Consider the following 12,552-nt stretch of genomic DNA (forward strand, 5'->3'; position numbering starts at 1 on the left):
TGCAGACTGATTGGTCATACCGAAAGATTTGCTCTAGAATTATAATTAATGGGAGGTTTCAGGAATTACGAGAACAAAACGATATCCTTTAAGGAGGCTATTTTGGAAACTTTCATTTACATGGTGAGACATGGTGAGTCACCAAAGACGGAAGGAAATGAAAGAACAAGAGGTTTAACGGATAAAGGTAAATCAGATGCTTATCGAATAACTGAATTATTGAAGGGAGAGGGGATCGAGGTTTTCGTTTCAAGTCCATATCAACGAGCAATTCTCACCATTCAAGAGCTGGCTCGGCGTTCAGGACAAGAAGTTTTGGTATTCGAAGATCTTAAAGAAAGGATCTTTTTGAATGAAGACCACCGAATGCCCGATGCGGAATTATTTCCTTTGTTAGATAAGTCATTTTCTGATCCAAACTTTGCTTTACAGGGAGGAGAGTCTAATACGGTTTGTCAGAACCGAAGTATAGCAGTTCTAAAAGAATTGTTAAAAATCTATCGAGGACAGAAAGTTGCATTAGGCACTCATGGGGCTGTAATGGCTTTAATGATGGGGTATTATGACAAGCAGTACGACTTGAAATTTCTACTACACACATCCAAACCAGATGTATACAGAATGAAGTTCAACGGTCAGGAGTTAATAGAAGTTAAAAGATTGTGGTATACGCCGTAATGTTACGGGAGAAATAGGTACGAAAACGTTGCTCAAAGAGAGACCGTCCTTAGTACAGGATAGTCTCTCTTCAAAACCTTTCTGTAACATCTATTGCAATGAAGCATTAAGCAAATCCTCAGCTATTTTAACCAAATCATCTTTGGTCAGCGGGCTGTCCTGGTTATCGGATATGTTGTAGTGTAAATGTCTTTTTTCATCGAGCCATCCCAGTCGGTTTTTTCCTGCTTCCAAGGGCCTGCTTGCTTCACTTGCCCTGATGTAATAGGCCTTGGTTCCTTTGATTGTCAATTGCTCAGCCGAATCCTGTTCATTTTGCATGATGGTTGTCTTTGTGACTTCAGGAGTGTATTTGGTGACGGTAATGTTTACATAGTCGTTTCCTCTCGCATATCGGGCAAAGGAGGAGTCTGACTTGTTCCAGTTCAGCTTTTGAATAAACAGATTTTCACCCTTCGGTGCAGCTTTGGCCTGTTGCATCAGTTTATCGGTTAAAGCTCGATATTCCTTTTTATTCATCATCCCAGGATATGCAGCGATTGGATAGACGTATCCGAATTCAAACTGATAGCCATCCGGTAGATGAGTGGGATTGCTGAATAATGGAGCCTCAGTTCGCTTGATTTCATCTTGTAAGCTGTTGAAACTTGAAAGTTCAGCCGGTTTGTACGCAAACAGGGCCAGATTAGATAGGTTGTTTTGATTCATAGAATCGTCCTTGACGTAATAAGCGGCATACTCTCCTGGTTGCAAACGGTTCTTCGCCTCTTCGTTCCACCGTGTGTAGGTGGAGGAATGCGTTTTGGAGGCGTCCGTTTCGGCAGGTGTTTTGGCGGTATTTAATACAACGTCGCCCTTACTGTTGCGGAATTCAAGATATTGTGAAGCTGCGTATCCGGTCACAGAGGCACCTACAACAAAAAGCAAAATCATGATAGGGACGGTGATGCGAGGCTGGAAATGGATTTTTCCTATATTCCCCTTTTTGGGCGTCGCCTTTTGGTAGACCTGTTCCATCACTTTGTCAGAGACGTCAAAAGCCTGGATTTTTAAGGCATTCTCTAGCTCGGTTAGCTTGTCCATATTTTTGAATCCCCTGTCTTGCAGATCGGTGTATTTCAGGCTTTGTTTTTGAGTTCTGTTTTGTAACTCACGCATTTGTGATCCTCCTTTAGGGGCTCCATTATTTTTTTGAGCTTTGTTTTTGTTCTGCCGTATTTTTTCTTGATAGCTTCCTCGCTTTTGTTCATGATTTCCCCGATTTCTCCAAACGTTCTCTCTTCAAAAATGCGCAGCACCAGCAGGTTACGCTCCTCCGCGCTCAGTTGGTCCAACGCCCGGCTCAGCGGTTCACTGAAAAGCTGACGTTCCATAACCTGTGCTGCACTGTCTGAAGTCATGTTAGTTGAGGTGAACAGGCTAAGTTTAAATTTGCGCTGTAGATTCTTCCTGCGAATCAGGTTCAGGCAGCGATGATAGGCCATTTTATACAGCCAGGAGGAGAAGCCCACTGTCGGCTTGTACCTGCTAATTTTCTCAAAAGCATTGACGAAAATATCCTGCACAGCCTCTTCCGCCTCCTGCTCACTTCCTAATAGCCTCCAGCAGTACACAAAAATCTGACGCTGATACTCCTTTACAATGTAGGCGTAATCCTGGATCTCGCCAGCTTGAACTTGTTTGATTCTGTATTCGATTTCCTCATTCAAAGATGTAGGCACCCCCTCTGATCAAAAAGAAAATTATATCTGTATAACAAACGAAGATGACCGAAAGGGACACTTTGTCTAAAATTTTTTTAAGTGTTCTATCAACTCTCTAAGAGAATACGATAAAGCAGAACAATTATCTCCCACGTGGTTAGTTTTATAGAGTTAAAGGTATATTGTGGAAGTGAGGGGATGGTAAAATGAAATTAAGATATTCCAAATAGTTTTTATAGGAACGGATTATTTGCATCTAAAGAAAATCGCTGATTTTATGAAAAGACAAGACATTAAACTGGATATCAAAGACACCTGTATACTCTATAGAGAATGTACTGCTGACTTGAATATAAATTTAAAAGGCAATCATTCCAGAATAACAAGTTTAAATGACTTATTTGCAGGAGTTGAAATTCATATTGATCATTTAGAGGCTGGAATGGGATATCAATATGAAAATAAACAAGTGAAAGAAGATATTATTCATTATTGCTGTCATAAAGACGATGAGGAAGGTAAGGAGCTTGGATACCAATTATTTGTAAAATCGTTGGATTACTTCTCCAAGAAATTATTAGCTGAAGGTTTTGTATTAGGGTATCCTGCTGTAGATTCAAAAATTAAAATAATGAATGCCTCTTGTTCAATGTGTTTTTATCGAGATTATTATTACATTAATGGAGCACATGTATCGCTCGAAACCGCTATGCTTGAGGCAGATTGGCAAATATGCGAACCATTGATGCAGGTCCATATGACCTGTAACAAGCTATATTTTAAAGGAAATTCCTTTTTTAGTGGGGTAGAAAATCTATGTATACTCGACGAGGACGAAGATAATTGTAAATTATCATTTAAATCTATACTTTCCACAATCATTGATATTTTAAAAGAGATGTATAACCAAAAAAAAGATGTTTCGGACTTCCATATGGAATTGGACAGCTATGTGCCAGTTGAAGATGTTACTCAGTTAAAAGAGAAATTCAAAGTGATTTATAATATCGATAAATGGAAAGATGAATTAGAGGAGCAAGAGATGAACTCGGCCATCCCGCCTGTATAGCTTACGAAAGCCATCGGCCGTACTGAACGGGATTGCCTCACTCTTTTTTATACAGCGTACCTTCTACTTATGACCTTTGCGTACCTTTAAAAGCTTGCCCTTTACGGTAGTATTCTTCATAATCTCAAGCACCAGTGGGCCCTTGCCATTCAGAATCTCAACATCTGTCACATTATCCAGAATCGTAATGATCCCGATATCATCTGCCGTTACCCCATCCAGCTTAGCGATGGTGCCCACAAAGTCGACAGCTCTAAGTTTTTTCTTCTTACCGCCATTAAAATTGAGCTTCATAATTTGTTGGTTTAATTGCTCGCGTTTGTCGTTTTTGAGTGCAGTTTTTACATGTAGTTTCCGCTCAAAATCTTCTCTGTGAAGATCAACGGCCTCTTCTGAGGGGGCCTTTACTTGCGGAATTGCAAATCCAATGTATGCTTCGATATCAGCTAATCTTTTGCTATCTTTAGGAGTGATTAGAGTAATGGCTTTCCCTGTTTTGCCAGCACGTCCTGTACGTCCTGTACGATGAACATAGCTTTCTTTTTCAAGGGGAATATCATAGTTGATGACATGGGTGATATTCGTGATATCAATCCCTCTGGCGGCTACATCAGTTGCGATCAAGTAACGGAATTGTCCCCTTCTGAATGCGTTCATTACCTCAAATCGCTCATCTTGCTCCATGCCGCCATGGATGCGATCACATGGATATTCGAGGTCAGCCAATGCTCTGAATAGTGTATCTACATGCTCCTGCGTACGACAGAAAATGATGCAGCTGTCAGGGTTCTCAACAATGAGCAGATCCTGTAGCAGAGCCAGCTTGTCCGCCTCCCGCACCTGAATAAGAGAGTGATCAATCGTGGCTGTGGTTACACCTGTCGCCTTGATCTCAATTTCCACAGGATCGTTCATATATTTACGTGACAGTTTGGCTACATCTTCGGGAAAAGTAGCGGAAAATAACATCGTAACTCGGTCATTAGGCAGTGCCTGAATAATCGACTGAACCTGCTCGATAAAGCCCATATTCAGCATCTCGTCAGCTTCATCAATCACGAGATAGGCAATTCGATTTAAGGATAGTGTGCCTCGTTCAATATGATCTAGTACACGTCCGGGCGTACCTACAGCCACATGTGTTCTTTGTTTTAGCTCGGCCTTTTGTATATGAAAAGGATGTTTCCCATAAAGAGGCGTTGCTTTTATCCGCTTAAAGCGTCCGATATTCGTGATGTCTTCAGTAACCTGTAATGCGAGTTCACGGGTTGGTGTCAGAATTAAAGCTTGGGGTTTATTCTCATTCCAATCTACTAGCTCACACAGTGGAATACCGTATGCTGCTGTTTTGCCGCTGCCTGTTTGCGATTTGGCCACAAGATCCTTCTTCTCAAGCGCAACGGGAATAACCTCCGTTTGAATTTCTGTTGGCGTCTCATAGCCCAGGCTATCCAGAGCCCTCACAATTTCTTCACTTAATGGGTAATCTGCAAAATGCTTTTGACTCATTCTCAACCTCTTCTGCGCTGTATTTAAGTACCATTACATATATCATGTCATCGTGTATCGAACTTATACTCAACCAGTATACTCTATTCCAGCTACACTCTAATACATATCAGCGATTAACTTGCTGTTTTCCAGTAAGGCAACTATACTTTTTCTGAGACGAAAAAACACAGTCTGGTTGGTAGTCCAGGCGCATGGAAGACTCTATAATTGCAAGAGTGCCATGTCAGTAACCTTCCCCCCTCGGGATGTCCATCGTTTCGATTTAAAATGAGGGGGATTCAAATGAAGCTTACGATTTATCATGATGGACAGTATTGGGTTGGAGTCGTGGAGGAGCAGGACCAAGGGAAATTGAAGGCAGCCAGGTACATTTTTGGGACAGAGCCTAAAGACGAGGAAATTCTCCATTTTATCCGTGAGGAAATGTGGGAACTTGTTAGTCGGCTTTCACAAGAGGTGGCTATAAAGTGGTCTGAAACGAAGAAGGTCAATCCGAAGCGGCTAGCAAGGCAGGCAGCGTATGAATTAAGGCGGAAGGGAGTCTCTTCCAACGCACAAGAGGCTTTAAAGTTAGAGTATGAGAAGCGCAAGTTGGAGAAACGTACCTACTCTAAACAGCAAAGGGAATCTATGAAGGCACGGATAAGGGAATTAAAGGAGAAAAAAGCGAAGGAAAAACATCGCGGACATTAATAAAACCTCCATACTTATCCGCAATTGTAACGCATGTTTTATCTCGGCATATGTGAAAACATGTGTTACACACAAAGGGCACCCGACTGGGTGCCCTTTAAACTGTCGTATAGAGATTGGTATCCGCTAAAATGAATCCATTCCAAATTACTTAAGCAGTGTCAGTGTTACTTCTATTGTATTATCAATAAATGATCGCTCTGGACGAGACTTTATCATGACGGTCAGACCAATTAACGATACAACTAATGCCTGTGATACAGCCTTCGCATCTAGTCCGATCTCAAGCTCACCTGATTGTATCCCTCGTTCAATGGTTTCTTGAAAAATGACTGCCAGGTACATTTGATGCTCCCTTGTAAGAATTTCAAACTTCTCATCATGGGGCGCAAGTTCAACCATTGTATTAATGCAAAAGCATCCCTTTCTAGGATTTTCCGCATACTCCTCTTCAACCACACCCTCAAAAAAAGTACGAAATGCTTCTTTTACAGATGGAATGCTTTGAAGTTTGGTTCGGATCAGAGAAGCACGGGACATCGTGTATTTGCGTAGCGCGGCTTCGAACAATTCTTTTTTGCCCCCAAAAGTGGAATATATACTGGGGCGTTGAATTTCCATTCTGGAAGTTAAATCACTTAATGAGGTGGCTTCATATCCCTTTTCCCAAAATATTTGCATAGCTGCATCTAAAACTTTCTCTTCGTCAAATTCGCGGATTCGTCCCATAACAATACCTCTCGTTACTCATGATTTTATTCTTAAAGGCTCCATGTATCTGATTATAATGTTCAGTGACATTCATTTGATTACCAATTGGTACGTTATTATCTTATAATTAGTCCTTAAAATTGTCAAATGAAGGTTGGTCTTTCCCGAAAAGAGGAGGTGAATATGAAAGAATAATCAAAGTGGATTTACTATGATTGTTGACAGTATTCTTTTTTGTGAGTTATATTTACTGGGGAAAATAACATACCGGTTGGTATGATATTTTATTGTTATTCAATTGGCACACAAAGAAAGCTATTAGAACGGGAGAGATAGACCATGGAGATAGGTATTACCTCGTTTGTAGAGACAAAGCCTGATGTTCAGACAGGCGAAGTGATAAGTCACGCACAGCGGTTGCGTGAAGTTGTCGAGGAAATTATCCTTGCTGATCAAGTGGGACTTGATGTGTTTGGTGTAGGTGAGCATCATCGAAAGGATTATTCGGCATCTTCACCAGCAATGGTGCTGTCCGCGGCTGCAGCGCAGACGCAACGGATCCGGCTAACCAGTGCAGTGACGGTGCTTTCTTCAGCTGATCCGGTGCGCGTTTTTCAAGACTTTGCTACGCTGGATGGTATTTCAAATGGACGTGCCGAGATTATGGCGGGTCGAGGTTCTTTTATTGAGTCTTTTCCTCTGTTCGGCTATGACTTGGATGACTATGATGAGCTGTTTGAACAACATTTGGAACTTCTCCTTAAAATACGGGAGTCCGAAAAGGTAATCTGGAAGGGCGGTCATCGGCCAGCCATTAACAATTTGGGCGTGTATCCCCGGCCAGTTCAGAATCCTTTACCAATATGGGTAGGTAGCGGGGGGAGGCAGGATTCTGCTATTCGTGCAGGTCTGTTAGGACTGCCCTTGATGTTGGCGATCATTGGAGGAAACCCGATAAATTTTGCACCGCTTGTCCAGCTTTATAAGAAAGCAGCAGCGCACGCTGGTCATGATGAATCGCAGCTTAGGGTTGGGTCGCACTCGATAGGATTTGTTGGAGAGAATAATGAGCAAGCGGCAGATACATATTTCCCTTCTACGATGGCAGGTATGAATAGATTGGGCAGGGAGCGAGGCTGGGCGCATTATGATCGTTCCAGCTATGATGCCGCGCGCAGCTTTGAAGGTGCGCTGTATGTTGGCGATCCCGAGACGGTTGCTCAGAAGATCATTCATCTTCGCAAGCATGTTGGTGTTACACGCTTTATGCTGTATGTTCCGTTAAGCACGATGCCGCATGCCGAGGTGATGAGAGCCATTGAGCTACTTGGAACAGAGGTAGCACCCCGAGTGCGGAAGGAAATAGCCAAGTGGGAAGCGGAGACGGAAAAAAGTTTATAAAATAACCTAACATAGGAGTGATTCGCATGGATTTTAAAAATCGTTTATTACCAGAATTAAGGTCAGTAATTGCACAATTCCCCGGTTTTCAACTGGAGGAGAATTTAGAACTGAGCAGAAGTTATTTGTCGAGTCCGCCTATTGAGCAGTCGGAACACGTACGCACGATAAGCCGGATGATTCCGAGCGTTGCAGGCGAGATAATAGTCAAAATCTACGAACCTGCCCAGCGAACTGACGTTAAGCTTCCGGCCATGCTGTGGATTCACGGGGGAGGCTATGTAATGGGGCATCCTGATATGGACGATGCTTTGTGCGAACGCTTCGTGCAGGCGGCTAATTGCGTCGTCGTATCGGTCGATTATCGACTTGCTCCCGAGCACCCCTACCCAGCTGCCATCGATGACTGTTATGCCGCTTTGACGTGGATGACCGATGAAGCTGAGCTGCTGGGCATCGACTTGGACCGGGTCGCAATTGCTGGTGCAAGCGGAGGTGGCGGTCTAACCGCAGCACTTGCTTTAATGGCTCGTGACAAAGGCGGACCAGCCCTTATCTTCCAAATGCCGCTATATCCGATGATCGACGACCGCAATGTTACGGCATCAAGTCATGAAATTACGGCCGATAATGCACCATGGAGCCGGAAGAACAACTTGACGGCCTGGAACATGTACTTGGGTAATCGTACCGAAGATAGCGAGGTCTCCCCATATGCGGTGCCGTCGAGAGCAGAAAGCTTGGCTGGTCTGCCGCCGACCTACACGTGCGTAGGGCAGCTCGATCTATTCCGAGATGAGACGATCGAATATGTGGCACGCCTTGCCCAAGCGGGCGTTGACGTCGAATTTCATCTGTATCCCGGCACATTCCACAATTTTGAAGGGATGGTTCCTCAAGCAGAAGTAAGTCAACGCGCCAGCCAAAGTTATGTAGACGCGATTGCAAGAGCGCTTAATCCTTAAATAATTAAGGAGCGGTCTTCAGGTGATATGCTCCCAAGAAGATAGACAGGTTGAATAATAAAACCTACTACTGTGAAGGGGGTATATCACTTTTCGCAGCAGCCTTTTCTTTTCGTTTCAGAGTTGTTTGGGATTCGTGTTGTGGCTGTTCTGCAATGATGTAAGATTTTTCGGGTAAAATCTATACTTTCACATGTAGCAGAAAACAACTATTCATTCTTATAATTGGAAATGTAAGCGCTTAAATTATTGAGTAAGAGTATTATCAAATTATACGTGTGAGGAGGAGATTTTATGTTAAGAACTAAAGTGGGCAAGCTGGTGAGCAGTTTGGCGTTGGCGGGTGTGTTGTTATCATCTGTTCTGGTCAACCAGGCTGATGCTGGCCTGGCAAATGGAAGCAAATTTCTGGGGAATATCATTGCGGGCAGTGTCCCTCCTAGTTACGGGACATACTGGAATCAAGTGACGCCGGAGAACTCGACTAAGTGGGAATCGGTTGAAGGCAGTCGTAACAACATGAACTGGTCGCAGGCGGATACCGCCTACAATTATGCCCGTAGCAATGGTTTCCCGTTCAAGTTCCATACGTTGGTATGGGGTGCCCAGGAGCCAGGATGGGTTAAAGGACTGTCGGCTGCTGATCAGAAAGCGGAAGTGACTCAGTGGATTAAAGCAGCAGGTCAGCGCTATCCGAATGCGGCGTTTGTAGATGTGGTGAATGAGCCGTTGCATCAGAAGCCGTCCTACCGCAATGCCATTGGTGGTGACGGGTCGACCGGATGGGATTGGGTCATATGGTCGTTTCAACAGGCTAGACAAGCTTTCCCGAATGCCAAACTGCATATAAATGATTATGGTATTATCAACGACCCTTCTTTAGCCGACCAATATGTCAATATTATTAATCAGCTCAAGAGTAGAGGCCTGATTGACGGTATTGGCATTCAATGCCACCATTTCAGTATGGACAACGTCTCAGTCAACACGATGAATACTGTACTAAATAAGCTGTCGGCGACCGGGTTACCGATCTATGTGTCGGAACTGGATATAACTGGGGATGATAATACTCAACTTGCCAGATACAAAGAGAAGTTTCCAGTCCTTTGGCAAAACCCCTCAGTGAAGGGAGTTACGCTTTGGGGGTATATCCAAGGACAAACTTGGAAAGAGGGTACACATCTGCTGAACTCTAACGGCACGGAACGTCCTGCGCTCCAATGGCTGAGACAGTATCTGAAGAGATAAGCTATAGGTGGCACTTAAAACCCAACAGATGCGGACTTTTGCTAAATATCCGGGCTGGGTAGTTGTTTATTTGAAGAAGTCTTGGCTGAAATGTTACACGCCCAAGGCTTCTTTTTATTTAGCTTAAACGTATCTTTTGATTGAAATAAAACCGTCTGGACGGTATAGTAAAATGGGTGGTGATCAGAATGAATACAACTAAAAAAACATTAAAAAGAGAATTAATCCTTAAAGCGGCTTCTATAATTGTACAAGAAGAAGGAGTAGAAAAATTAACGTTAGAAGCGGTGGCTAAGAAAGCGGGAGTAAGTAAGGGAGGATTGCTTTACCATTTTCCGAATAAAGATGAATTGATTCTGGGGATGGTTGAACAGCTATCGACCAGCTTTATCACCGAATTTAATGAAAGGGCAGAAAACGATACACATTCCCAAGGTAGATGGACTCGTGCTTATATGAATACGTCATTTTCCGGGGATCAGGATGCAAGTGACCTGTATACCGCTCTCTCGGCAGCACAATTTACGAACCCTCAAATGCTCAAGCTGCTTCAGGATGAGTATGCGAATATCCAAAATAAAATCGAAAACGACGAATTAAATCCGGTTCGTTCTACGATTGTCCGATTAGCTATAGACGGTTTGTGGTTTGCCGAAATGTTCGGACTCGCTCTTCCCAATGAAGAATTGAAGCAAAAAATTATAGAAGAATTAAAGACATATATAAAGGAGAATGAATGATGGCTTATTTTTTCTTGGCAATCTCTATTGCTAGTGAGCTTATTGGTACTTCAATGCTTAAAGCTTCAGAAGGTTTTACGAGACTGTATCCGACTCTATTCACGATTGTCGCGTTTGTAATCTCTTTCTTCTTTATTTCACTAACCCTCAAGACACTTCCTCTTAATATGACGTATGCCATTTGGTCAGGGGTGGGGGCTGTTGCTACAACGGTGATTTCAGTATTGATTTGGAAGGAGAAAATCAATACAGGGAGTATCGTAGGGATTGCTTTAATTGTTATTGGCGTGGTGGTATTGAACCTATTTGGTGCAGGACATGGTGAGGCCAAAGGAACAACAGAAGCAACCAGTTCAATCGTCCAAAAATGAAAAAGTATAATATCACTCCAGTTTGTAAAGAGGCGGTAGATCCTCACTTATCGACTTAGAGATTCTAAGAAAGATAGGTGGGGGATCTACCGCCCTGAAATCATGGTTTATACGAATAAACTTAGTATTAAGATGAATCCTAATCCGGCTACAGAAATAATGGTCTCAAGCAATGTCCATGTGGCAAAGGTTTCTTTCATGCTTAAACCAAAATACTCTTTAAACATCCAGAACCCGGCATCGTTAACATGTGAAGCTATTAAGCTACCCGCTCCCGTGGCAAGCACGACTAAAGCAAGATTAACGTCAGATTGTCCTAACATCGGAATTACTAAACCAGCGGTTGTTAAGGCTGCAACAGTCGCAGAACCCAGGGAAATACGTAAGATTGCAGCGATGATCCAGGCTAGCAGAATTGGTGATAATGTAGTTCCATTGAATAAATCGGCTACATAGTCACCTACGCCGCCATTAATGAGTACTTGTTTGAAGGCTCCGCCTCCCCCAATGATCAAGAGCATCATCCCAATATGAGTAATAGCAGTTGTACAAGATGCCATTACATCTTTGATTGGAATTTTTCTTGCGATTCCCATGGTGTAGACGGCAACCAGCAAGGAAATCAACATGGATGTTGATGCATCACCAATAAAACGGATCGCTGCCAGTAAACTATTATCCTCAAATCCCATTGTTTTTTGAAGCAAAGTAATAATCGTAGCAATCGACATTAAAATGACAGGAAGCATTGCAGTAAATACACTGATTCCGAATCCAGGAGTTTCCTCAGACTTAAATACTTTCTGTTCACCTAAAGAGGCAATGTTACCGGTTTTCGTAAATGAAGCAGGTACGAGTTTTTTGGCAAGCTTCGTAAATACAGGACCAGCCAAAATAACGGTTGGGATAGCAATAATGAAGCCATAAAGTAAAACCTCACCAAGGTTCGCGCCATATTCACCAGCAATCACGGTTGGTCCTGGATGTGGTGGTAAGAAACCGTGTGTGACGGACAAAGCAGCGACCATCGGAATACCGAGATATAAGATAGAAACCTTTAATTCTTTTGAAATGGCAAATACGATTGGAATTAACAATACTAATCCTACTTCAAAAAATAACGCAATTCCGATAATGAATGAAGCGGCTACGACCGCCCATTGAATATTTTTTTCACCAAATTTGTCAACGAGGGTCATGGCAATTCTTTGGGCCCCCCCAGAATCAGCGATCAACTTCCCTAACATCGCCCCAAGTCCAAAGATTAACGCTAAGTGGCCTAGTGTTCCGCCTAATCCGGCTTCAATGGTTTTGACAATTTCCTCTAAGGGCATTCCAAGGGCTAGGGCCACGCCGAACGATACAATGATTAGGGAAATAAAGGTGTTTAATTTGAAGCCCATGATTAAAACGAGTAATGCTAAAATTCCAATCGCTACAACGACTAATGGCATTGTA

13 protein-coding genes are annotated in these 12,552 nt (G+C 42.9%); 8 read left to right on the plus strand and 5 right to left on the minus strand.

The window, feature by feature from the left end; translation table 11 throughout:
- Window positions 1–102: 102 nt before the first annotated feature.
- Complete coding sequence (locus BN1546_RS11730) at window positions 103–678, plus strand: histidine phosphatase family protein (protein ID WP_090737577.1); 576 nt, start codon at window positions 103–105, stop codon at window positions 676–678.
- A 90-nt stretch (window positions 679–768) separates the two neighbouring features.
- On the opposite strand, the gene BN1546_RS11735 is transcribed toward BN1546_RS11730, so the two are convergent.
- Both BN1546_RS11735 and BN1546_RS11740 read right to left on the minus strand, forming a co-directional pair.
- Window positions 769–1,836 (minus strand): DUF4367 domain-containing protein, encoded by a 1,068-nt coding sequence (locus BN1546_RS11735; protein WP_090737579.1) that lies wholly within the window; start codon window positions 1,834–1,836, stop codon window positions 769–771.
- The gene (locus BN1546_RS11740) at window positions 1,797–2,387 is read right to left on the minus strand and encodes an RNA polymerase sigma factor (RefSeq protein WP_090737581.1); all 591 of its coding nucleotides are present in this window, start codon (window positions 2,385–2,387) and stop codon (window positions 1,797–1,799) included. The genes BN1546_RS11735 and BN1546_RS11740 overlap by 40 nt, the downstream gene beginning before the upstream one ends.
- Before the next feature lie 244 nt (window positions 2,388–2,631).
- On the opposite strand from BN1546_RS11740, the gene BN1546_RS11745 reads away from it, so the two are divergent.
- On the plus strand, window positions 2,632–3,450 hold the full coding sequence (locus BN1546_RS11745; protein WP_090737583.1) for an elongation factor G: 819 nt from the start codon (window positions 2,632–2,634) through the stop codon (window positions 3,448–3,450).
- Window positions 3,451–3,513: 63 nt separating this feature from the next.
- Here BN1546_RS11745 and BN1546_RS11750 read toward each other — a convergent pair whose 3' ends face one another.
- Window positions 3,514–4,959, minus strand: a complete 1,446-nt coding sequence (locus BN1546_RS11750) for a DEAD/DEAH box helicase (protein WP_090737586.1) — start codon at window positions 4,957–4,959, stop codon at window positions 3,514–3,516.
- 285 nt (window positions 4,960–5,244) lie between these two features.
- Between BN1546_RS11750 and BN1546_RS11755 the strand changes: the two genes are divergently transcribed.
- Window positions 5,245–5,655, plus strand: coding sequence for a YjdF family protein (locus tag BN1546_RS11755; RefSeq protein WP_019689041.1), 411 nt, complete (start codon window positions 5,245–5,247; stop codon window positions 5,653–5,655).
- Window positions 5,656–5,802: 147 nt separating this feature from the next.
- On the opposite strand, the gene BN1546_RS11760 is transcribed toward BN1546_RS11755, so the two are convergent.
- Entirely contained in the window at window positions 5,803–6,384 is a 582-nt protein-coding gene (locus tag BN1546_RS11760; RefSeq protein ID WP_016324915.1) for a TetR/AcrR family transcriptional regulator, read from the minus strand.
- Between the two features lie 321 nt (window positions 6,385–6,705).
- On the opposite strand from BN1546_RS11760, the gene BN1546_RS11765 reads away from it, so the two are divergent.
- The 5 genes from BN1546_RS11765 (at window position 6,706) to BN1546_RS11785 (ending at window position 11,094) form a co-directional block, all read left to right on the plus strand.
- Window positions 6,706–7,767 carry an LLM class flavin-dependent oxidoreductase gene (locus BN1546_RS11765; RefSeq protein ID WP_090737588.1) on the plus strand — a complete coding sequence of 354 codons (1,062 nt, stop codon included), beginning with the start codon at window positions 6,706–6,708 and terminating at the stop codon, window positions 7,765–7,767.
- Window positions 7,768–7,793: 26 nt separating this feature from the next.
- Window positions 7,794–8,732, plus strand: a complete 939-nt coding sequence (locus BN1546_RS11770) for an alpha/beta hydrolase (protein WP_090737590.1) — start codon at window positions 7,794–7,796, stop codon at window positions 8,730–8,732.
- A 294-nt stretch (window positions 8,733–9,026) separates the two neighbouring features.
- Window positions 9,027–9,983, plus strand: a complete 957-nt coding sequence (locus tag BN1546_RS11775; protein ID WP_090737592.1) for an endo-1,4-beta-xylanase — start codon at window positions 9,027–9,029, stop codon at window positions 9,981–9,983.
- A gap of 188 nt (window positions 9,984–10,171) precedes the next feature.
- Window positions 10,172–10,723 carry a TetR/AcrR family transcriptional regulator gene (locus BN1546_RS11780; protein WP_090737594.1) on the plus strand — a complete coding sequence of 184 codons (552 nt, stop codon included), beginning with the start codon at window positions 10,172–10,174 and terminating at the stop codon, window positions 10,721–10,723.
- Window positions 10,723–11,094, plus strand: coding sequence for a DMT family transporter (locus tag BN1546_RS11785; RefSeq protein ID WP_016822518.1), 372 nt, complete (start codon window positions 10,723–10,725; stop codon window positions 11,092–11,094). The genes BN1546_RS11780 and BN1546_RS11785 overlap by 1 nt, the downstream gene beginning before the upstream one ends.
- A 107-nt stretch (window positions 11,095–11,201) precedes the next feature.
- On the opposite strand, the gene BN1546_RS11790 is transcribed toward BN1546_RS11785, so the two are convergent.
- The gene (locus BN1546_RS11790; RefSeq protein WP_017426040.1) at window positions 11,202–12,548 is read right to left on the minus strand and encodes a GntP family permease; all 1,347 of its coding nucleotides are present in this window, start codon (window positions 12,546–12,548) and stop codon (window positions 11,202–11,204) included.
- Between the last annotated feature and the right edge of the window lie 4 nt (window positions 12,549–12,552).

The organism is Paenibacillus sp. Mc5Re-14, from assembly GCF_001049835.1.
GTDB lineage: Bacteria > Bacillota > Bacilli > Paenibacillales > Paenibacillaceae > Paenibacillus > Paenibacillus polymyxa_C.